Consider the following 20,800-nt stretch of genomic DNA (forward strand, 5'->3'; position numbering starts at 1 on the left):
TGTAGCCTTTTTCAATGTTTCTTAACTAAATTGGCGGCGATCGATCGCCCTTAGATGGCTCGGCTACGGCAAAAGTTCCCGGTTGGAGCCTTAACCAAAGTTATTCCAATCGCTTAATCAAAACTTCATACTTCTTTCTTAACACCTTTGGCTGTGCCCCTAACCCTGTGATAAGTTCACCAAGCGTTGGGAGTAGTTTTTTGTAGCACATTTGTAGCACTAAATCCCCATCTGCATTGAAAGACGCTTTTTCAGGAGAGATATCATGACGATTTACCGTAAGCTTGCCCTCGCTGCCGGTAGCCTCACCCTCGCTGGCTTTGCCCTAGGCCTGCCTGCCCATGCCGAAGATCCCAAGGCCGAAACTGTAACCGAAGGCACTGAAGCCGTTGCCCCTGAGACCGAAGCCGCCGCCCCCACGGTTGACGTCGAAGCCATCGAAGCTGAACTCGATGCCGAGCGCGAAGCTGGGATCGAAGCCGCCACCCCTGATGCTGCTCCTACGGTTGATGTTGAGGCGATCGAGGCTGAACTTGATGCCGAGCGGGAAGCTGCGATCGAAGCCGCGACCCCTGACATTCTGACCGAAGAGACTGACCCCGAAACAGTGACTGAAGAAACCACCGTTGACGAAGCTGATTCTGAATCGGTGACCGACGAAACCACTGGTGAAGCGGTTGCCCCAGAAGCGGTTGCCGAAGAGACCACCGATACCGCTGACGCTGAAGACCCTGCTGACGTCGAAGCCACCATCGATGAGGTTGACCCCGAGGCCGCCGTTGAAGAAGTTGCTCCCGAAGTAACCGTCGACAAGACCCCCGACGCAGTTGACGCCTCTGAAGCCGAAACCAACGACGACGAAGCGGCTAAGCCTGCCGCTGAGGCTGCCCCGGGTAGCTAAACGTCTGAGCTAGAGCTGCCGCTTGACCCACTCCAGGGCTTCTTCGCGGCTGCTCACTAGCCCCTCAGCCTGGGCCAGATGAACAGCCTCTAACAGTTCACCAATTTTAGGACCTGGTTTAAGGGCAAGCCCTTGTACCAGGTCTTTGCCTGTAACCAGGGGTTGGGGATGGGCAACGGGGTCGTTGGGGGTGAGATAGCGCTCCACCAGCGGCAAGATCAAGGCCTCGGGCATGCCGTAGGCCAGACTCAGCAGGGCAACGCCCCCAAAGCTCGCCCCAGCAGTTCTGAATAGCTGATACTGCTGGCCGGGAGGTAGCAGGGTGTCGCTCTGGTGCTGATGTAGGTACTGCCAACCCCTGAGAATGCTTAACACCGCCTGCTGCTCGGCACGGCTGTATTTAAGTTTTGCTAGGGTGGTCTCGGCGCTGGCCAGGTCGGGGGGCAGCAGCTGACTGAGCTTGACCGCCTTAAGCCAGCTACGGTGCAGGCCGGGGGGCGTCTGTTCTTTAACCCAGCTGTGCAGCAAGTACGAAAAATCGGGCCAGCGTTCGTGGTACTGGGCGGCTAGCTGATCGATAGTAGCTAGGCGGTCTAGATGGATACGATCGACTTCGGGCAGCCAGGTTTGCAGCAGGCCGTCCTGCCAAGCCAGACTCAGCAGGATAGACCCTTCGGGCTGGCTGAGCAAGCAGTCTAGCTCGCCGCGCACTCGTTCGGCGGCCATGCGCCCCAGGGCTGGAGCCAGACCGCGAATGGTTTGTTGAGTGGTGGGATCGAGACTAAAGCCCAGCTGAGCGGCCTGGCGGTAAGCCCGCAGCAGGCGCAGAGGGTCGTCTTCGAGGTTTTCGGCGGCGACCATGCAGAGGGTCTTGCGGGCTAGGTCGGCGCAGCCATCGAGGGGGTCAAGGAGGGTTTCGCTGTGGGGGCTGTAGGCGATCGCATTAATGGTAAAGTCGCGCCGCTGTAGGTCAGAGTAAATCGTCGGCCCCACCTGCTGGGCAAAGTCAACGGTGGCATGGGGAAACACCACCCGCGCGATCTGATGCTCGGTGTCGAGCACCACAAAGCCAGCGCTGTAGTGCTGGGCGATGGATTTTGCGGTGGCGATCGCCCGCTCAGGCAGCACAAAATCGAGGTCTAGATAGTCGGCCTGACGATGCAGCAGGGCATCTCTGACACTTCCCCCTACCAGGTAGGCTTGCTGTGGCAGTAGCGACACGCTGAAGGGCCAGGTTTTTGGCGAAAGCGCCGATTTCTCAGTAGCCACTGCAAGGGAGAAGGGTGATAGCGTTGGATTCAATGAACCCTCATTTCTTTCATTACAACAGGGTTTTTTAGTCTTGACACCTTGGCCCCGCAGAGAACAGCCGAAAACCCAAGCTGGGTTTTCATTTTGCAACATCTGGGCTGGGCCGCCCGGGACATTCAAAAAACTTGAGCTAGACTACCAGAAAACGCATCCCCTTTACGGCAAAAGCCCGTGACTGCCTTGAGAATGACGGCCATTTAGCTGAGGGCTGGCTAGACTGGAGATGTCGGCTTTGACCTTGCTGTGTTCCTGCCGGGGGCGTGCTATGTGCATTTGTGTAAACTGCCACTACGTCGATCGCTGCACCACCTACCATGCGGTGGAAGAGCTGCACGAACAACCTCATTTGACTGATTCCCCCAGCTTTGAGGCCGTCAACCCTACTGTTAACGCCAATCTTCGCGTTGTTGGCGATGTGGTTGAAAAGGAATTTGATGTGGTTGGCTGCGAGAGCTTTGCGGAGGAAATGGGCAAGTGGTCTAAACTGCGTCCTGGCGAGCTAGTGCCGACCTAGGGAATAGAACCATCCTTTGACCACCCTTTGCGTCAATCCTGTCTGTCCACAACCGAAGAATGAGGAGACGGCAAGGGTCTGCCAAGGCTGTGGCCAGCCTCTACGGATAGCCGATCGCTATCGCTGTCAGCAGTTGCTTGGCCAGGGCGGATTTGGACGTACGTACCTGGCGATGGATGAGAGCACCGATCCGCCAGCCGTTTGCGTGCTCAAGCAAATGACCCTGGCAGTGGGCAGCGATCGCGGAGAACGGCGCGATCGCTTTCACCGCGAGGCCGATGGCCTGGCCACCCTAGGCCAGCACCCTCAAATTCCTGCCCTGCTGGATGTAATTGACAACGCCCAGGGGCAGTTTTTGGTGCAGGAATATATTCCTGGCCGCAACCTCGACCAGCTCATGCAACAGTCCTCCAACCTGGGTGGTGAAGCTCTAGTACAGCGAGTGCTCTACGAGTTGCTGCCGGTGCTGGTCTACATTCATGACCACCGCGTTATCCACCGCGACATTAAACCCGCCAATATTATTGTGCCTCCGTCGCCGCAACTTTTGGCTCTGGTGGATTTTGGGGCGGCGAAGGCGCTTCGCGCAGCGTTCCCTCCCGGAATCGCAGACCCCGAACAGCTCAAGCGCACCGCCACGGTAATTGGCAGCGCCGGGTACGCCGCTCCTGAGCAGGCTTTAGGTAAGGCGGTCTACGCCAGCGACATTTTCAGTCTGGGGGTGACCTGCCTGCACCTGCTTACCGGGCTGCATCCCTTCGATCTATATTCTGTTAGTGACGATGCCTGGGTGTGGCAGCCCTACGTGACGGCACCCACCAGCCCAGCCCTGGGGCGCGTGTTGAATCGCATGGTCAGCCGCCGCCTGCAAGAGCGCTATAGCACTGCCCAGGAGGTGCTGGCCGACCTGCGCTGGAGCGGTCTAGCCCTGGATGCCAGAGCATCGAAATCGCCCCAGGTTTCAACCAAGTCGCTGAATGCCATCCCGGTCTGGGAGCAGCGGTTTGCCCTCAGCCTGCCGGGGATTGTGGCCAACGGCCTGGCGATGAGTCCGAATGGGCGGGCGATCGCCGCCGCCTGTTCCGACGGCTCTGTGCGCCTGTGGGACTGCACGAATGGAGAATTGATTCACACCTTTCGCCGATCGCTGGGTCTACTGGGCGTGGGCCATCGCGGCGCGGTCAATGCGGTGGCGTTTACTGCCGCTGGAGATGCGCTCGTCAGCGGCGGCGAAGACAGTCAGCTAATCTGGTGGCATTTAGACGATTACACGGGCCAGAGATTGCCGGTGTCGGGCTGGCAAATTTCCTCAGTGCTGATTGCCCCACCGGACGACACCCTGGCGGTGGGCAGCGGCGACGGGCGCATTCAGCTATGGTCTTTGGCTGAGGGGAATGCGCCAAAGACCCTGGTGCACCACCAAGACCAAGTGACGGCGCTGGCGGTGGATGCTGTGGGGAATCTGCTGGTGAGTGGGGGGCGCGATCGCACCATTCGCCTCTGGTCATTGCCCTCGGGGCGGCTGACTCGCACCCTCACGGCCCCCAAGGCTCCGATCACAGCCCTCGCCTGCCACCCCCAGGATGGTCGCATCGTCAGCGGCGATCGCGAAGGCCATGTGCAGGTCTGGAGCGCCGAGCATCCCGACCAGGGGCTGGTAATTCACAACGCTTCTGGCCCGATTACAGCGGTGGCGATTAGCCCTAGCGGAGATTGGTTGGCGATCGGGGCAGACGATGGTCATCTAACCCTAAAAAACCTACAAGGGCTAAGCCAAACTACTCAGCTGCGCCATGCTTGGGGCGTGCGAGCGATCGCTTTTACCCCCGACAGCCGCATGTTGGTCAGCACTAGCGCCGATCAAACCATTCGCTTTTGGTGCTTTGAAGCAGATTAGCTGGGGCGATCGGATTCGCCTCGGAAATTGGAGGCAGCCAAACTTATTGGGATACGGGTCGGAGGCTACTGTCGCGCTGAGGGGGTCTCAGAAAACTGCCGCACGGTGGCGCTAAACCCCGATGCTTTGAACTGCTTGAGTTTGAGCGGCTCAGGTTGGTTGGCAGCTACGGAAATCCGCAGTTCAAAGTCGCTCTCGCCGGGGGGAACCTCTGGAATACCGCCCAATCGCCCTCGGTTTTGCATGACGGGGTTATCGTTGGCGTCAAAAATGCGGCCAAAAATGTCGGCGTCAATGACTGATTTGCCGGTACGGTTGATCGCTTTACCGGTGATTAAAAAACACTTCGCCTGTTGAATTGAGCCTGCGGCCACCATACCCTCAGCGTAATCGGAGGGGCAGGGGGCATAGCTGAGGTCGCTGATCTCAATGGGGGTTAGGGCTTGGGCCGTTAGACCGGCTCCGCTAATGAGCCAAAGGCCCGCGATCAAAAGGGCGGTGAAGATCCCACGTAGTGCCATAGGTCGCCTGCTGGTAAGCAAAATCAAGCCCTTATCAGCTTATCGCGATTTGCCCTGGCTGGAGGGCAAGGGTAGTTTGTCCCGGCGCTCGTGCGGGGTTCGCTCTGAATCTAGTACCGCTACGCGGAGTTCAAAATGCAAAAGTCAAACTAAGCATTTAGGCTCGACAGGCGACTAGGGCAGCCGCTCCGCAACGTAGGCTTTGGCGTCGCTCAGGCTACAGCCGTTGACCTCTCTGACGCGCTTGACGGCATCGATCAGCCTGCCCTGGCCCAGCAGGTCGCGCACCTGGCGATCGAGGTCGGTGGCGGGCGGGTTTTGGCAGGAGGGAGAACTAGCCCCATTTTGCGGCGATCGCCCCTGTAAGCCAGCAGGAGCTTTTTGATCCCCGGCTGGGCGAGGGCGCTGAAGCCACCGGGTCAGCCAGAACGACAGGCCAAAGGCCAGCAGACTCGCCCCAACAAAGACAACAACGACCATGGCAACGCCTAACAGAATGCCTCTACTCTAGCCGCTGCACGGGGCAACCTTGCTCCTCTGTCGAGTAAAAAATCCTTCCAACCCTCGCCCCAGCGTGTATCCTTTAGCAGATTGTTTACTGACCTCTGGGTACCGCCATGAACCAGTTTCCTAAGCCGTCTCTGGCCATGCTGGCGCTGTTCAGCGCCCTGGCTGCGCTGCCGATCAGTGCGCTCCGGTCTGAGCCTCGGCTGCTGGCTCAGGTGACTCAGAAACCCACACCTACCTTTACCCTGCAACCGAGCGTCCCCGCCGGCACTACCCTCTCGATTGAGGGGTCGTCGTCGATGGTGGAGATCAACGAGAGCCTAGGCGAAGGCTTTGAGGCTCGCTACCCCGATACCGATGTGGTAGCTGCGACCAGTGGTGACGATCAGGCGCTCCAGGCACTGCGGGAGGGCGACGTGGACTTAGCGGCTCTGGGGCGATCGCTTAGTGACGCTGAGGAAGATCCGAGCCTGACGTCAATTCCGGTGGCGCGGGAAAAAATTGCCATCATCGTGGGGCGCGACAACCCGTTCCGAGGTGATTTGACCTTTGATGAGTTTGCCGCCATTTTTCGTGGCGAAATCACCAACTGGTCGCAGCTAGGTGGCCCCAACGTGCCCCTGAGATTTGTCGATCGCCCCGCCACCAGCTCCACCCGTTTGGCCCTGGCCGACTACGAAATCTTTCAAGCTCAGCCCTTTGAGACCGGCGACAACGCCGTGCAGGTCAAGGAGGATGACACCGCTACGGTGGTGCGTGAGCTGGGCAACGACGGCATTAGCTATGCGATCGCGTCTGAAGTGCTAGGGCAAGACGCCGTGCGCCCGGTGAGCCTAGACAGCACCCTACCCGACGACCCCCGCTACCCCTATTCTCAACCGCGCAACTACATCTATCAGGGTGAGCCCAGTGTGGCCGTCGAGGCTTTTTTGGGCTTTGCCACCAGCGACGCAGGCCAGTCCGCCGTGGCCGAGGCGCAGCAAACCGCCCGCGCTAATGTCACCGTAGGGGCCAATAAACTGCCCGGCGGCGTGGCCCTGGCCCCCGATGGCCAATTCATGGTGCGCGGCACTGAAGACGGTCAGCTGCAATGGCTGGACGCTGACGGCAATCTTACCAAAACGGTAGTAGCCGACGCCCATCGAGGGGCCGTATCGGTTGTAGTGGTTAGCCCCGATGGCCAAACCGTTGTCTCTAGCGGAGCCGATGGCACCCTGCGCCGGTGGGATCGCAGCGGCAACCCGCTCGGCGAGCCGATCGAAGGGCAGGGTGGCCCAATTTTGGCCCTGGCCATCAGCCCTGACGGTCAAACCCTGGCCAGTGGCAGCGCCGACGGCACCGTAGAGCGCTGGTCGCTGGCCGATGGTACCCGTGTGGGTGAGCCCATTGCCGCCCCTGGTGGGCCGGTGCAGGCGCTCCACTATCCGGTGGGTGGGCAAACGCTGATTACGGGCAGCCGCGACGGAAATCTGGGCGTTTGGAATGCGGATGGCACTGCTGCGGGCCAAACCGCCAACGCCCACCCCGAGGGCGTGACCACCATCACGAGCAGCCCCGATGGCCAGGTCTTAACGACCACGGGCGGCGACGGCAGCCTGCGCAACTGGGATCGCGCCACGCTCCAGCCCAGGGGAAATACCATTCAAGCCCATAGTGATGCAGTCAGCGCCGTAGCCTACAGTCCCGATGGCACCACGCTAGCCACCACCGGGGCCGACGGTACCCTTCAGCTGTGGTCGCCGGATGGCAGTGAGCAACTAGCGGAACCAGTGCAGCTCGATGAGCCTGCGGCTTCTCTGGGATATACCCCTGCGGGACTGCTGGTGGTGGGCGGGAGCGATCGCCAGGTTGAACTCCGCAACGACCAGGGCGAACTGGTGTCTGACAGTGCTGGGGCCAACTCGGGAGACTCCAGCGGCCCCATGGCTGGTTTGGGTGACTTCTGGCAGCGCCTGCAAAACTTGCCTCCCAGCGCCTGGTGGATGCTGGCCGTGATTCCGGCCCTGTTTCTGCTGATTGGCATTGCAGGAGCACTGTTCGGCAAAGACCACGACGATGGGGATGAGGATGAGCTAGAGGCCGATGGCGATCGCGGCCCAGCGTTGGGTCTCATCCCTGGCCCAGATATCGACTTTTCCAAGGTAAGTAGCCAGCCCCCGGCAGATCGGCCAGTGCTTCCCCCAGACCTGCCCGAGGTAGGTGTTTTGCCCCCCGAAGCCGAACTTGTGCCCAGCGGTGACTACCCGGACGCACAGCCGCCCGGCAAGCTAGAACAGGCGCGCAGGGATCTAGCCGAGGGCCGCCGCCTGATGCGCGAGGGCCGTTACGACAACGCCCTAATCTATTTCAACCAGGCTGTGGAAGCGACCGAAGTGGAGCGCCGCAAGACTGACGCTACCGAGACAGCATCTGGAGGCATCAACGCCATTGCGGCCCAGGCCCAGGCCGAACGGGGAACTGCCCTAGCGCTGCTGGGGCAGGCCAACGACGCCATGGATAGCTTTAACGCCTCGCTACGGCTTGACGCCAGTGTTATCGATGCCTGGATTGGCAAAGGGCGGTTGCTCAATACCATGGCTCGCTATGAAGAATCGGTCTTCTGCTTTGACACCGCCTTAGAACTTGACCCGACGGCGGTGGCGGCTCATTTGGGCAAGGGGCAAGCGCTCATGGCGATGGGCCGCCAGAGTGAGGGACAAGTCTGCCTCGATCGCGCCGCTGCCCTGAGTAGCGACGATTCTACCTGGGCGCTACCTGGGGTGGACGGTGCTTCACCTGAAGCCGGGGTATCGATCGATCCAGGGTCTTCGGGGATGGGCAGCACTGGGTCTGGAACGGTGGTGCCTGAGTATGCGCCCCCGGTGGACTACGGCTACGACCCCGATGTGCCGATGGAGCTACAGCAGATGGTACAGGGGCTACCCTCCGCCGATGTGGAAATGGCCGGGACTACGATCGCCAGCAGCTTTGATGTCCCCCCAGACCTAGCGGCAGAGGCGGCTGATTTGCCCGATCGCGCCGAAGATGCCAGCGCGACTGCCCCAGACCTGGGGTTCACTGCCCCTGAAGTCGTCTCGGGGGGCGATATTCCAGCGCCAATTTCTCCCGATGTCATGGCGGTGGAGCCAATGCCAAGCACCCTAGAGGAGGAACTGCTCAGCCAGGTGCATTTAGGAGATACGGCTATGCCTGAGGTCGAACCCGAAGGGCTGCCAATGGAGGGCAACAGTGCCACCGCCTCAGCAACCATGCCGCCCCTGCGGCCCGCTCCTATGGCGGTGCCGCCGCCAGTGCCCCTAGAGCCGGGCGACTATGTGCCGCCCCCGGCGGAGATGTCAAATAGCGAAGGTCTATCTGGGCTGGAGGGGCTGCCGCCCGAAATCATGGCGGCGTTGGCCAGCATTCCGCCCGGCTCGCCCGATAGCTTTGGGGTGGTGCCCACTGGCCCTGAGCCGGTGATAGAAAATGTTGACGACACCGCTACCGCTAGCTGGATTCGTCTCTCTATTGACCAGGAGGGAGAACGGTTCTATGCGGTGTGGCAGATCGATGAGGGCGACCGCGCCCAGGCCAAAGCCGACGGCGGCGAAACCATGACTCTGCGCCTCTACGATGTCACCGGTCGGGCCACCCAAGCGCCGCTGCCTCCAGCGGTGGTAGAGCAGCGCTGCCGCGACGACTTTGCCCAAGACTGGTACCTGCCCATTCCCCAGTGGGATCGCATTTATGTCGTAGAGGTGGGTTATTTAAGTGCGGCTGGCGATTGGCTGGCGATCGCCCAGTCGGTTGAGGCAGCCGCGATTTCTGCCTCCTGACCATTAAAAAAACTCGCCAAAAAAGCCCGAGGCGAGGCCTCGGGCCATGGTCAGGAGTGACTTGACGATCTCGACGGTGACGATCTCAGGAAAGACTGTCAGATACCATCCTCAGTTGGCTCACACCTTGATCACCCACTGTTCGCGGGTGTCGGCGCTGACGAAGGGGGCGGGCACAAAGGGAATCTCGACCCCCAAGGAAATGAAGGCGGCGCGAATAGTGGTGGCGTGAGCGGCTTCAGCGGCGGCGATGGAGGCTCCGGCAGTGATTAGCTCGGGGGTTTTGAGCCGAGCAACCTCACCGGCGTAGGCGATCGCGGCATCGGTTTCGAGGGCCAGAGCCAGCTTGGCGATGTTGACATCCGAGTCGAGGCCGCCGTCGCCCCGCTCCAGGTAGGCCGACAGGTCGTAGCTGTCTTCGGCCATGACGGGGGTGCCGCCCAGATCGCTCACAACCTGGATGAGCAGATCGCGGTGGGCCATGTGGTCGGCCTGGTTGGCCAGGGCGATCGCCAGCACGGCTTTGCCCACATCGGTGTCGCTCAGACCCCCAGCAGCAGCTCCATAGGCCCAAATGGCCTGATGCTCGTAGAAGAGTGCTCCATTGAGAATGGCCGCGTCGTTAGCAGCCGCTCTACTGCGAATTCCCCCCATGATGCGGTTCTGCGCACTATGGTTCTCGGCTTGGGCTGCGCTCTTGGTTAAGGCAGAGAAGCCGAGGGTGCCAACTAGACCCGCGATCGTGCCGCCCAGCATCACCCGACGACGAGAAACCCCTGCTTTGGGGGAAGCCAGATCGTCAGACATGAAATCGTGATTCATTGCAGTATCCTTTGCGCTAATGTCGTGGGCAAGCGTAATTGCTATCAGACCCGCCACAATACGACTAGCTTTGATCTATGGATGGCCAGTGTTCCCAATTGATGTTTGAGTTCGGCCCATCCATATTGCGTTCTGTATCGGTTTCTCCCCTGGCCATCCATAACGGTGGTCTGAGTCGTATTCCTGATGTGTAGTTAATGCCCTCATTGCCGCCCCCCGACCCCCAGATATCCTCTCCAGTGAGCGATCGCGACCTGGTTACCCGTCTGTGGGCCGGTGATACCACCGCCCTCGCCACCCTCTACGATCGCTATTCGCCGATGGTCTATACCCTGGCCCTCAAAATGCTGTCTAACCCCGCCGAAGCCGAAGACCTCACCCAAGAGGTGTTCGTCAATTTTTGGCAGCGACGGCAGTACGACGCCAACCGGGGCAGCGTGGGCAGCTATCTGGCTACCAACACCCGCTCTCGGGCCCTCGATCGCCTGCGGATAAATAGCGGGCGGGCGGTAATTTTGCAGCGGTTTCAGCGCATTAGTGAAGCCTCAGCGCGATCGCCCAGCCCGGTTGACTACGCCACCCAGCACGAGCAGAACCAGCACCTGCGCGCCGCCCTCGACCAGCTCCCCGCCGCCGAGCGCGAAGTGCTAGAAATCGCCTACTTTCAAGGCCTCACCCAGGCAGAAATCTCTGCCCAGCTCGGCATTCCTCTAGGCACCATCAAATCTCGCTGTCGCCAAGGCCTCCTGCGCCTGCGCACCCTCCTCCAACCCCAGCAAAACTAAGCCCTCCCTACCCCCTACTCCCTACCCATCCACTCTCCCACCCCTCACCCTCCCGCCCACCGATGACCTCCCCTCCTCTTCCTGAAAATTGGCGATCGCTGCTGGCGGGGTATGTGCTCGACGACCTCACCGCTGAAGAAGCGGCCCAGGTCGAGCAGTGGCTCGAGCAATATCCCGAAGTGGCGACTGAACTAGCTGCCCTGCAAGCCACCTGGGGCAGCCTTGCCCTGGGGCCAACGCCGGTAGCACCGCCGCCGGGCCTGCGCGATCGCACCCTGGCAGCGGCCCTGGCCGCTGCTGTCCCCGTCGCCGTGCCTGCGGCGGCTGGGCCTGAGCCGACCATTGCGGGAGAGACACTCGTTCCGAGTCAGTTTCCCAACGCTGCGCCTGCCCCCCGCCGATTTTTATGGGCGCAATTGGGGCTGGTGCTGGGCTGGGCCGCCACCGCCCTGGCCCTGGCCTTTGCCCTGCAAGAAAACCAGCGTCTGCGCCTCGCCCTGCGCCAAACCGAGGCTGTAGTAGCCAGCTTTAGTCAGCCCGCCAACCGCCTTTACACCCTGGCAGGCACCGAGGCCGAACCCCAGGCCAACGCCCGCCTGCTGGTCAACCCCGCCGACCAGACCGCACTGATCGTCACCACCGATCTGCCACCTTTGAGTGAGGAGCAAGTCTATCGTCTCTGGGCGCTGGCCGACAGCGCCCCCGTGTTTTGCGGAGAATTTAACCCAGCCACCGCTGAAGCCACAAATCAGTGGGCGCTGCCGGATGCTGTGTGTAGCGATGCTCCAGTGCAGATGTTGATTACGACTGAGCGGGCGGACGATCCACCGATCCCGGCGGGGAATTTGGTGATGCAGAGTGAGGGGTAGGGACTGGAAGGGTGATGGGGAAGGTGGGGGAGTGATGGGGTGATGGGGAGTGGCCCAACCCTTTGGGGCGTCCTGGGTCACAATAGAGCAAGCAATATTTACCGCTCTACCTATGGCTCCTTTGGCACCGTCGCGATCGCAACCCGCCGCTGCATCCACTACGGCTCTATGGGCGGGGGCGATCGCCCAGCCTGCAACAGAATTTGCCGTCACCACGCTGTCTGTGCTGGAAGGACAGTTGCCGGATGGGCTGCGGGGCACCCTCTACCGCAACGGCCCAGCCCGGTTTGAGCGGGGCGGCACCCGAGTCGGCCACTGGTTTGATGGCGATGGGGCAGTGCTGCGGGTGAAGTTTGACGGCGATCGCGCTTTGGGCACCTATCGTTACGTGCGCTCTGCCGGGTTTATGGAAGAAGAAGAGGCCGAGCAGTGTCTCTATCGGGGCTATGGCACTCTGCCGCCCGTTTCCATTTGGCAGCGGTGGCAGACTCAAATGAAAAATGCGGCCAATACCTCGGTGCTGGCCCTGCCCGATCGCTTGCTGGCCCTGTGGGAAGGGGGCTTACCTCACCGCTTGAATCTAGAGACCCTAGAGACCGATGGCCTAGACAATTTGGGGAGCCTCAAGGCCAGCGACACCTTTACGGCCCACCCCAAACGCCACCCCCGCACTGGCCAGATCTTTAGCTTTGGCACCATCCCTGGGGGCAATGCCACTCTTCAGATTTACCGCTGCAGCGCCGCTGGGGTCGTAGAGCAAACTGGCACGATTCCCCTCTCGGGTATTCCGCTGATTCACGACTTTGTGCTGGCCGATCGCTACCTGGTGTTTTGCGTATCGCCCGTGCGCCTTAGCCCCTTGCCCGCCCTGTTTGGCCTGTCTAGCTTCAGCGATGCGCTTCAGTGGCAGCCCCAGCAGGGCACCCAGATTATTGTGGTGGATGCTGACAGTCTGGAGGCGATCGCCCTCAATGACGCAGACCCCTGGTACCAGTGGCACTTTGGCCACAGCTATTTAGATTTTGATGGCTCGATCGTGTTTGATGTGGTGCGCTACAACGACTTCGCCACCAACCAGTATCTCAAAGAGGTGGCCTCGGGCCAGACCTCTACCCCCGCCGATGCCCAGCTCTGGCAGTACCGCATCGACCCCAAAACCGGCAAGATTCTCGACCAGCAGTGCTTGATCGATCGCCACTGCGAGTTTCCGGTGGCGTTTGGCCAGGACGAGACGGCGACCACTTATTTGAATGTGCATCGCACGGTGCCCACCCCGGTAGATGAACTGTTTGGGGCGATCGCCCGCCTTGACCCTAGAACTGGTCTCACTGTTGCCGATGCCGGAGAGGGCCGCTATCCCTCAGAACCGATCGTCGTTGCGAACCCGGCGAACCCTCAGCAGCCCTGGGTGCTGACTGTGGTCTACGACGGCAACCAGCACCGCAGCGAACTGTGGGTTTATGAAGGGAATGAGCTTGAGAAGGGACCGATCTGTCGGCTAGGGCTGCCGGAGGTGGTACCCCACAGTTTTCACGGCACCTGGATGAGTGAGTAAGTATATGGCTGGCCAGTTCGTTTGGAAAGTTAGTGGTCGCTCATGCCCAAGCCTGGATAGCGCACGACTAAGATAGGCGGCGGCAGACGACTGTGGCAATCCTCCCAAGATCTATCGACTGTCCGATTCATTAAAGATTTTGGTGGAGATGGATCGGTTGCCTCATTAGGAGGCTTCATGGTACTGGTCTCTTAAAAGGTGATGGAGCCCTAAAACCTTTATTCGGCAATGGGTTGAGCCAATTGGAGCCAAAATCCTGACAGCGCTTGTCTAGAGAGGCTTTCCGCCATTTATCTCCTGTTGGCAGACCAGTGCCGAAGCGCACATTCAGGCCATGCAAGAAAAGCTGATGGCCTACAACCGCATGCTGTCGATGGTCGATGGTGCCTACAACGACATGCTGATTGCCGAGCGCAAGCTCATGGATTTTTCTGACCACATGCTCTCCGGCTTCGGCGTCCGCTACGGCAAAGACAGCTCTGAATACGAAATGGCCGGAGGTCGCCGCAAATCTGACCGCCAAAAGCGGGCTCGCCGCACCGCTAATACTGTGAATGTCGCCTAAACGCCAGGCAGAACATCAATCAAACACCATTCCAGGGCGGTTTTGTTGAGGACGTGGACGGCTTGTTACAGTCATCCACGTCCTTTCATGTAGGGTGGGCACCGCCCACCACCCCATTTATTCTCTACTTAGAAGCACTCCCCAATTGACTCCTCACTCTCCAGAGCGACACCATTTTTCCAAAGCTCATATTCGCTAATGTCAACCTCTTCATTCCACACGATTCCGTAGCCTCCTGCCGCAACTTTAAAGCTCTTGAAGAAGGCCGGTTGTTTCAGCGGGGAAAACATTGGAATACTCAAAAGCTGATGGATATCGTATTTTTTTGACTCTTGATTGGTAAATTCCACTACCAAGGTAAAGTCATCAACTGCTCTAGCTTTAAGAATTTTGGGATATTTCATAGAATTATTGACCGAAATCTACTTTAGTGGAGGGAGTTTCTGAAATTCTTGAGTATTCCACATCTGTAGCAAATCTCGCTGATATAACGCTGCCCATTCCAAAACCAATTTCTGGGCTCGATTAGGCAAATCTCCCTCAATGATTTCGAGTGACTCAATACTGACTAGGGCAACATATTCACCATAAATGGCATGAAAATGTGGTGGCGGGTGATCGCCAAAAAACACCTTAATGACAATGCCGTAGAACCTCGCGACCTCTGGCATAGCTCTGTTTGCTGACTATATCGTCGTTTAATTTTATCAAGATAATATGGTTGGTTAGTGCAACCAGGTTTTCAGTCGCAGCTCTCCATTCCCGCACAGGCGGGAGTGCATTCGTGAGTAATAGGCGGCTAACGCGGCGATACCCAAGTACGCAGGACGCGACCGGGTATCTCTTTTCCTAACCAGGGAGTATTGGCAGACAAAGAGCACAGGATTGAGGGCGCAACCGTCCAGGTAGTGCTGGGGTCAAACAAAATCATTTCGGCAGTCTGCTGGGGTTGAATGGTTGGCGGCGTTTGGCCCCAGCAGGCAGCCGGATTTGTGCTCAGCGCCTGCACCAGCGTTAGCGGCGACCAGTCGCCTTGGGTAACGAAGGTATCCCACAAAATCCCCAGGGCCAGCTCCAGGCCGATCGCACCGGGGGGCGCAGAGGGAAAGCCCACGGTTTTGTCTTCGTAGGTGTGGGGGGAGTGGTCGATCGCGATCGCATCCACCACCCCCGCCTTCACTCCCTCAATCAGCGCGGCCTGGTCTTCAGGGTTGCCCAACGGTGGCAACAGGCGCAGGTTGGGGTCGTAGCCACCCAGATCCTTGGCGCTCCACAGCAGGTGCATCCAGGTAGTGCTGGCGGTGATGGGCAGGCTGCGCTCCTTGGCCTGGCGCACCAGTTCGACCCCACGCCCGGTCGAAATCCGCATCAGGTGAACGGGGGTGCCCACCTCGGCGACGCATTCTAGCAGCGCGGCCAGGGCGGCGGTCTCAGAGCTGACCGGGTCGCCCACCAGGCCGTAGATCAGCGAAAACGGGCCTTCGCGGGCCACGCCGCTGTCTCGCAGGGTGCGATCGCAGCTCCACAGCGCCACTGGCTTACCCAAAGGCCGCAGGTACTGCAAGAGTCTCTGGGTCAAAAGTGGGTTCTGAATTGCCCGCCCGTCGGCAAAGCCTGCGATCGCCGCCTCAGACAACTCCGCTAGTTCCACCATCTGCTGGCCCTGGGCACCCTGGGTCAGCGCACCCCAAGGATACAGGTGAGGCAAGGAGGGATTGGTTTGAGCAAGGGTTGCTCGCCGCCCCAGCAGTTTTTCCACCATCGCCGGATGGTCGATCGCAGGTTCCGTATCGGGCAAAATACCCAGCCGGGTAAAGCCGCCCGACTGCCCTGCCGCCAGCAGCGACTCCAGGGTTTCCCTCGGCTCGTGGCCCGGCTCCCCCGAGTGGCTGTAGAGATCGACCAGACCCGGCAGCAAAACCTTTCCCTGGCCCTGAATCATCTCAGCGCTGGCGGGGATGACATTCAGGGATGGGGCGATTTCTGTCACCACACCATCCTGCACCAGCACATCGGCGACCTGATCCGTCTGGGTCGCCGCATCCAGCACCCGCACCTGCTGAATTAGCTGAATCTCCGTCACAGTGCCCCCGCTGCGGTTTTATCGAGCACGCTGCCCGACAGGTGAATAGTGATATTGGCGGTGACCAGCACCGGGGCGCTGTCAATGCCGTTGGGGTAGTCGATCACGCTCACCGCCCCATTGCCCTGCTTAAACCGCCAAAACGACTCCGGCCCCATGCCCAGCACGTGGCAGAGCAGCGCCTTATTCACCGCATCGTGGGCGACGACGAGAATGGTCTGCACGGTGTCGCCGCCGCTGTGGGCTGCGATAATCTCCTTCCAGGCGGCGATCGATCGCACCCACACCTGCTCCAGGTTTTCGCCCCCCGGCATTTGCACGGTTTCGGGGGCACTCTGCCACTGCTCCAGCATCCCCGGATAGTTGCTCTCGATCTCCGACTCGTAGAGCCCTTCCCATTCGCCGTGGCTAATCTCTTGCAGCTCGTTCACCGAATGTAGCGTCAGCCCTGGGTGGTGTTGCAGAATAATTTCCGCCGTTTCCTTCGGTCGCGCCATAAAGCTGGTGTAGGCCGCATCGATCGCCACGGGTTTAAGAAACTCTGCCGCCTTCGCCCCTTGGGCGCGACCGTTGTCGTTGAGGGGCACATCGATCTGACCCTGAAAGCGGCCCTGGCGGTTCCACTCGGTTTCGCCGTGGCGCACCAGCAGCATACGGGGGCCTTTGTGGCCGCGCCGCATCTCGGGCAGCGGTGCCCCCATGTGACTGGTCAGGTTCATGGCTTCGACCTGTACCGGGCTGCCCCAGCCGTCGGCAAAGTTGAGCACGCTGATGTTGCAGTTGGCCTGGTTGAGGTTGTTAAAGCGCTCTGGCCCCAGGCCAATCGCGGTGCTAATCAGCGCTCGGTTAATGGCGCTGTGGGCCACGATGAGAATAGTCTTGCCCTGGTAAGCTGCCAACAGCTCTGGCCAAAACCGCGCCGCCTGCTGATACAGCTCGCGAATTGGGTAAAAGTCTGCGATCGCCCCATCGGGCTGGGGCACAGCCATCACCATATTGGCGGGGTCAGTGCGCCACTGATCAAAGATTTCAGGATGTTGAGCCTCGGCCTCGGTAAAGGGCACACCTTCCCACAGCGGCAGGCTGATTTCTTTGAGGTTGTCTGAAAACGTCGGTGCCACCAGGTCGGGGATCGCCGTTTTCAGCTCTGCCGTGATGATTTCTGCCGTTTTGCGGGCGCGCTTAAAAGGACTGGCCCACACCGCATCAAAGGGAATGCCCACTAGCGCCTGACCCACCTGCCGCGCCTGGGCCTCGCCCGCCGGGGTTAGCTCTGACTCGTCGCAGTGGCCTTGAATACGCTTTTGCTGATTGTAGGTGCTCTGCCCGTGACGAACGATAATTACGCGGGTTTTCAGGGGTCTGTCCTCTCAAGTTGCTCAACCAACGTCAGATTTTACCCTGTTGGGGAGCCGTGTCGCAGCCGTGTGGGGCACTGGGCTGGGTATACGGCCAAGGGTAAGCAGTTTGGCGAAGGCGCGATCTCACCTCCATCCACCACTAGATACAGGCTCCTACCAATCTGCATCGCACAACCTCGATTCCAAATAGGAGGCTTGCGTAGGGGCAAACGGTGTTTGCCCAGGTTTGGGGTGAGAGCAAAATCGAGGACAGCGGAACTGATGTCGATCTACTGAGGCTATGAATCAATATGCCGTGTCTCTCGCGTGGGCAAATGCCATTTGCCCCTACCCAAGTTCATTCCCATGGCCGCAGCCGCCCTTGATTATTTAACTACCGCATTGGGTAGATGCTGAATAGCCGCGCTCTTGCAAAACTGTTGGGCATAGATCCCAGGTTATACCGGCCTGGTGGAACCCAGCTCAGAGCGATAAACCTATGGTGAAATTTGCTTACCACGCCTCCCACGAGCAGTTTGCCCCCAGCGCGTTGCTAGGCTGGGCTCAGCAGGCAGAACAGGCAGGCTTTACCGCCGTTACCTGCTCCGACCACTTTCATCCCTGGAGCGAGCGTCAAGGAGAAAGCGGCTTTGCCTGGACTTGGCTAGGGGCTGCTATGCAGGCGACCTCGGTACCCTTTGGCGTGGTTTGTGCCCCTGGTCAGCGCTACCATCCCGCCATCATTGCCCAGGCGGCAGCGACCCTAGGGGAGATGTTTCGCGATCGCTTTTGGGTCGCCCTCGGCAGTGGCCAGGCGATGAATGAAGCGATTACTGGCCAGCCCTGGCCGATCAAAGCCGATCGCAATGCCCGACTCAAAGAATGTGTCGATGTGATGCGTGCCCTCTGGGCCGGTGAGACTGTGACCCACCACGGCCTGGTGCGGGTAGAAGAAGCCAAACTCTATACCCGTCCGACCAATCCACCCCGCATTATGGGGGCGGCCATAACCCCTAAAACCGCCGAGTGGGTAGGCAGCTGGGCCGATGGCCTGATCACCATTTCCCACCCCCATGACAAACTGCGGGAGGTAGTCGAGGCCTTTCGGCGTGGCGGCGGTGAGCACAAGCCGATGAATCTAAAGGTGCAGCTCTCCTACGCCCCCGATCAAGAAACAGCTCTGCAAGGGGCCTACGACCAGTGGCGCACCAACATTTTTGAAAGCCAAGTGCTGTCTGATTTTAGAGTTCCTAGTCAGTTTGACGCCGCTGCCACCTTCGTCAAGCCAGACGACATGTACCAGCACGTGCGCGTTTCGGCTGACCCCCAGCAGCACATTGATTGGTTACAAAAGGATATCGAACTGGGCTTTGAAACCATTTCTTTGCACAACGTCAATCGAGAGCAGCAGCAGTTCATTGAGGTATTTGGCGAAAAGGTACTGCCTTTTCTCAAATAGCTGAGCCGAGGAATTGATCTTGTGCAGGGTGGATCGATTCCCCGAACCTGGTTCTGACCATATCTTACCAAAAGAAAAATTGCATCCAAGAACTAACTTTTATGGCAGGTGAAGTCTGAACTAAAACAGTCTAAAGCGTCAGCATTCAAGCCTGCCAGAAATCTTCTTCTATCTTCGTTCTTTTTTTATATACCCATCCAGGTTTCATATGCTAGATCTTTGGTACAAAAACGCAGTTCTATACTGTCTTGATGTAGAAACCTACATAGATGGTAATGGCGACGGGGTGGGCGATTTTATCGGGCTAACCCGGCGTTTAGACTACATAGCTGGCTTGGGAATCACCTGCGTTTGGCTGATGCCCTTTTACCCATCGCCCAACAAAGACAACGGCTACGACGTGATGGACTACTACACCGTCGATCCTCGGCTGGGTTCGCTGGGCGATTTTGTGGAGTTTGCCCGCCACGCTGGCGAACGGGGTATTCGCATTCTGATCGACTTAGTGGTCAACCATACCTCTGACCAGCACCCCTGGTTTCAGGCCGCGATTAAAGACAAAAACTCAAAATATTTTGACTACTATTTTTGGTCAAAGAAAGAACCCGAAGACATTGATGAAGGTATTGTTTTTCCGGGTTTGCAAAAGTCAACCTGGACTTATCAGCCTGAGGTGGGTGCTTACTACGCCCACAGGTTTTACAGTCACCAGGCCGACTTAAACATCACCAACCCTGAGGTCAGAGACGAAATCAAAAAGATGATGGGCTTTTGGCTGGAGCTGGGGGTGTCTGGGTTTCGCATTGACGCTGCCCCGTTCTTAATTGAGCTGACCCAGGCTGACAACGTATTTGAACAGGTCGAAGATCCCTTTGTCTATATCGAAGAGCTGCGCGATTTTCTGTCTTGGCGGCGGGGGGATGCCATTTTGCTGGCTGAGGCCAATGAGTCTTTGGAAAAATTGCCGAAATATTTTGGCGACGGCGATCGCATGCAGATGTTGTTTAACTTTTGGGGCAACCAACATCTGGTATTAGCCCTCGCTAGAGAATCAGCAGCCCCCCTGGCCCAAGCGTTTAAGGAGTTGCCCCCGTCACCGCCGGTTGGGCAGTGGGCCAATTTTGTGCGCAACCACGACGAGCTGAGTTTAGACAAACTCTCCTCCGAGGAGCAGGATGAAATTGCGGCGGCCTTTGCCCCCGATCGCGACACCATGTGGATCTTCGATCGCGGCATTCGTCGTCGGTTTGCGCCGCTGCTCGACGGCAATCTGCAACGGCTCAAGCTCACCTATAGCCTGCTCTTCACTCTGCCCGGCACACCCGTGGTCAACTATGGCGAAGAGCTGGGCATGGGCGATGACCTGTCGCTAGAGGAACGCAAGCCCGCCCGCACCCCCATGCAGTGGTCAAAGGCTCCCAACGGTGGATTTTCTACAGCACCCGCTGACCAGGTGGTGCTGCCGGTAGTTTCCACTGGCGACTACAGCTACAAGCAGCTAAACGTCAACACCCAGCAGCGCAACCCCAACTCGCTGCTGAACTGGATGGAGCGAGCGATTCGCCTGCGTAAGGAATGCCCAGAGTTTGGCTGGGGCCAACCGCAACTGTTAGATACGGGCCACGACAGCGTTTTTGCCCACCGCTGCGAGTGGCAGGGCAAGGCGGTGATCGCAGTGCACAACTTTAGTCAGTCCGACTGCAAGGCGACGCTAGTGCTGAAGGATGACGTGGGCAAATGCCTGATTGATCTATTTGAAGACCAGCCAGAGAACGTGATTTCAGAGCCTGCCTACGACCTTCACCTACCTGGGTATGGCTACCGCTGGTTTCAGGTAGGGCATTCGTCAGATTAAG

Annotated in this window: 18 protein-coding genes; 10 read left to right on the forward strand and 8 right to left on the reverse strand. The window is 59.0% G+C overall.

Annotated features, from left to right (window positions below; all coding sequences use genetic code 11):
- Positions 1 to 265: 265 nt before the first annotated feature.
- Positions 266 to 901, forward strand: a complete 636-nt coding sequence (locus tag H6G07_RS04050; protein WP_073607434.1) for a hypothetical protein — start codon at positions 266 to 268, stop codon at positions 899 to 901.
- A gap of 9 nt (positions 902 to 910) precedes the next feature.
- Here the strand turns inward: H6G07_RS04050 and H6G07_RS04055 are convergent, their stop codons facing one another.
- Positions 911 to 2,170 (reverse strand): CCA tRNA nucleotidyltransferase, encoded by a 1,260-nt coding sequence (locus H6G07_RS04055; RefSeq protein WP_073607433.1) that lies wholly within the window; start codon positions 2,168 to 2,170, stop codon positions 911 to 913.
- A gap of 307 nt (positions 2,171 to 2,477) precedes the next feature.
- Between H6G07_RS04055 and H6G07_RS04060 the strand changes: the two genes are divergently transcribed.
- Together H6G07_RS04060 and H6G07_RS04065 are read left to right on the forward strand one after the other, a co-directional pair.
- The gene (locus H6G07_RS04060) at positions 2,478 to 2,726 is read left to right on the forward strand and encodes a Ycf34 family protein (RefSeq protein WP_073607432.1); all 249 of its coding nucleotides are present in this window, start codon (positions 2,478 to 2,480) and stop codon (positions 2,724 to 2,726) included.
- 16 nt (positions 2,727 to 2,742) lie between these two features.
- The gene (locus H6G07_RS04065) at positions 2,743 to 4,623 is read left to right on the forward strand and encodes a protein kinase domain-containing protein (RefSeq protein WP_084172918.1); all 1,881 of its coding nucleotides are present in this window, start codon (positions 2,743 to 2,745) and stop codon (positions 4,621 to 4,623) included.
- A 65-nt stretch (positions 4,624 to 4,688) separates the two neighbouring features.
- On the opposite strand, the gene H6G07_RS04070 is transcribed toward H6G07_RS04065, so the two are convergent.
- Positions 4,689 to 5,144, reverse strand: a complete 456-nt coding sequence (locus tag H6G07_RS04070) for a hypothetical protein (protein WP_073607430.1) — start codon at positions 5,142 to 5,144, stop codon at positions 4,689 to 4,691.
- Positions 5,145 to 5,318: 174 nt separating this feature from the next.
- Positions 5,319 to 5,624 carry a hypothetical protein gene (locus H6G07_RS04075; RefSeq protein WP_073607429.1) on the reverse strand — a complete coding sequence of 102 codons (306 nt, stop codon included), beginning with the start codon at positions 5,622 to 5,624 and terminating at the stop codon, positions 5,319 to 5,321.
- Positions 5,625 to 5,761: 137 nt separating this feature from the next.
- On the opposite strand from H6G07_RS04075, the gene H6G07_RS04080 reads away from it, so the two are divergent.
- Positions 5,762 to 9,466 carry a substrate-binding domain-containing protein gene (locus H6G07_RS04080; RefSeq protein ID WP_073607428.1) on the forward strand — a complete coding sequence of 1,235 codons (3,705 nt, stop codon included), beginning with the start codon at positions 5,762 to 5,764 and terminating at the stop codon, positions 9,464 to 9,466.
- Positions 9,467 to 9,586: 120 nt separating this feature from the next.
- Here H6G07_RS04080 and H6G07_RS04085 read toward each other — a convergent pair whose 3' ends face one another.
- Positions 9,587 to 10,288 (reverse strand): DUF4439 domain-containing protein, encoded by a 702-nt coding sequence (locus H6G07_RS04085; protein WP_084172916.1) that lies wholly within the window; start codon positions 10,286 to 10,288, stop codon positions 9,587 to 9,589.
- A gap of 197 nt (positions 10,289 to 10,485) precedes the next feature.
- Here H6G07_RS04085 and H6G07_RS04090 point away from each other — a divergent pair, with 197 nt between their 5' ends.
- The 4 genes from H6G07_RS04090 (at position 10,486) to H6G07_RS04105 (ending at position 14,062) form a co-directional block, all read left to right on the forward strand.
- Positions 10,486 to 11,073, forward strand: coding sequence for a sigma-70 family RNA polymerase sigma factor (locus H6G07_RS04090; RefSeq protein ID WP_073607427.1), 588 nt, complete (start codon positions 10,486 to 10,488; stop codon positions 11,071 to 11,073).
- 62 nt (positions 11,074 to 11,135) lie between these two features.
- Positions 11,136 to 11,942: an anti-sigma factor gene (locus tag H6G07_RS04095; RefSeq protein ID WP_073607426.1), complete on the forward strand. Its 807-nt coding sequence runs from the start codon at positions 11,136 to 11,138 to the stop codon at positions 11,940 to 11,942.
- Positions 11,943 to 12,054: 112 nt separating this feature from the next.
- The gene (locus H6G07_RS04100; RefSeq protein WP_073607425.1) at positions 12,055 to 13,497 is read left to right on the forward strand and encodes a carotenoid oxygenase family protein; all 1,443 of its coding nucleotides are present in this window, start codon (positions 12,055 to 12,057) and stop codon (positions 13,495 to 13,497) included.
- Between the two features lie 334 nt (positions 13,498 to 13,831).
- A complete protein-coding gene (locus H6G07_RS04105; RefSeq protein ID WP_073607424.1) occupies positions 13,832 to 14,062 on the forward strand; it encodes a hypothetical protein in 231 nt (76 codons plus the stop codon).
- Positions 14,063 to 14,190: 128 nt separating this feature from the next.
- On the opposite strand, the gene H6G07_RS04110 is transcribed toward H6G07_RS04105, so the two are convergent.
- The 4 genes from H6G07_RS04110 to H6G07_RS04125 form a co-directional block, all read right to left on the reverse strand.
- Complete coding sequence (locus H6G07_RS04110; RefSeq protein ID WP_073607423.1) at positions 14,191 to 14,466, reverse strand: DUF2442 domain-containing protein; 276 nt, start codon at positions 14,464 to 14,466, stop codon at positions 14,191 to 14,193.
- 18 nt (positions 14,467 to 14,484) lie between these two features.
- The gene (locus H6G07_RS04115; RefSeq protein WP_073607422.1) at positions 14,485 to 14,733 is read right to left on the reverse strand and encodes a DUF4160 domain-containing protein; all 249 of its coding nucleotides are present in this window, start codon (positions 14,731 to 14,733) and stop codon (positions 14,485 to 14,487) included.
- A gap of 128 nt (positions 14,734 to 14,861) precedes the next feature.
- Entirely contained in the window at positions 14,862 to 16,145 is a 1,284-nt protein-coding gene (locus H6G07_RS04120; protein WP_073607421.1) for a dihydroorotase, read from the reverse strand.
- Positions 16,142 to 17,503 carry a histidine phosphatase family protein gene (locus H6G07_RS04125; RefSeq protein WP_073607420.1) on the reverse strand — a complete coding sequence of 454 codons (1,362 nt, stop codon included), beginning with the start codon at positions 17,501 to 17,503 and terminating at the stop codon, positions 16,142 to 16,144. Before H6G07_RS04125 ends, H6G07_RS04120 begins: the two co-directional genes overlap by 4 nt.
- Before the next feature lie 481 nt (positions 17,504 to 17,984).
- Here H6G07_RS04125 and H6G07_RS04130 point away from each other — a divergent pair, with 481 nt between their 5' ends.
- Entirely contained in the window at positions 17,985 to 18,944 is a 960-nt protein-coding gene (locus tag H6G07_RS04130) for a TIGR03885 family FMN-dependent LLM class oxidoreductase (RefSeq protein WP_073607419.1), read from the forward strand.
- Positions 18,945 to 19,152: 208 nt separating this feature from the next.
- On the forward strand, positions 19,153 to 20,799 hold the full coding sequence (locus H6G07_RS04135; protein WP_073607418.1) for an alpha-amylase family protein: 1,647 nt from the start codon (positions 19,153 to 19,155) through the stop codon (positions 20,797 to 20,799).
- Position 20,800 lies beyond the last annotated feature (1 nt).

The sequence above is a fragment of the Phormidium tenue FACHB-1052 genome (genome assembly GCF_014696675.1).
Taxonomy (GTDB): domain Bacteria; phylum Cyanobacteriota; class Cyanobacteriia; order Phormidesmidales; family Phormidesmidaceae; genus Nodosilinea; species Nodosilinea tenuis_A.

Coding starts and splice junctions, on each gene's coding strand:
- H6G07_RS04090 (WP_073607427.1), top strand. CDS start 10,486: ATGCCCTCATTGCCGCCCCCCGACCCCCAGATATCCTCTCCAGTGAGC.
- H6G07_RS04135 (WP_073607418.1), top strand. CDS start 19,153: ATGCTAGATCTTTGGTACAAAAACGCAGTTCTATACTGTCTTGATGTA.
- H6G07_RS04085 (WP_084172916.1), bottom strand. CDS start 10,288: ATGAATCACGATTTCATGTCTGACGATCTGGCTTCCCCCAAAGCAGGG.
- H6G07_RS04070 (WP_073607430.1), bottom strand. CDS start 5,144: ATGGCACTACGTGGGATCTTCACCGCCCTTTTGATCGCGGGCCTTTGG.
- H6G07_RS04105 (WP_073607424.1), top strand. CDS start 13,832: ATGCAAGAAAAGCTGATGGCCTACAACCGCATGCTGTCGATGGTCGAT.
- H6G07_RS04100 (WP_073607425.1), top strand. CDS start 12,055: ATGGCTCCTTTGGCACCGTCGCGATCGCAACCCGCCGCTGCATCCACT.
- H6G07_RS04130 (WP_073607419.1), top strand. CDS start 17,985: ATGGTGAAATTTGCTTACCACGCCTCCCACGAGCAGTTTGCCCCCAGC.
- H6G07_RS04110 (WP_073607423.1), bottom strand. CDS start 14,466: ATGAAATATCCCAAAATTCTTAAAGCTAGAGCAGTTGATGACTTTACC.
- H6G07_RS04075 (WP_073607429.1), bottom strand. CDS start 5,624: ATGGTCGTTGTTGTCTTTGTTGGGGCGAGTCTGCTGGCCTTTGGCCTG.
- H6G07_RS04095 (WP_073607426.1), top strand. CDS start 11,136: ATGACCTCCCCTCCTCTTCCTGAAAATTGGCGATCGCTGCTGGCGGGG.
- H6G07_RS04060 (WP_073607432.1), top strand. CDS start 2,478: ATGTGCATTTGTGTAAACTGCCACTACGTCGATCGCTGCACCACCTAC.
- H6G07_RS04080 (WP_073607428.1), top strand. CDS start 5,762: ATGAACCAGTTTCCTAAGCCGTCTCTGGCCATGCTGGCGCTGTTCAGC.
- H6G07_RS04050 (WP_073607434.1), top strand. CDS start 266: ATGACGATTTACCGTAAGCTTGCCCTCGCTGCCGGTAGCCTCACCCTC.
- H6G07_RS04115 (WP_073607422.1), bottom strand. CDS start 14,733: ATGCCAGAGGTCGCGAGGTTCTACGGCATTGTCATTAAGGTGTTTTTT.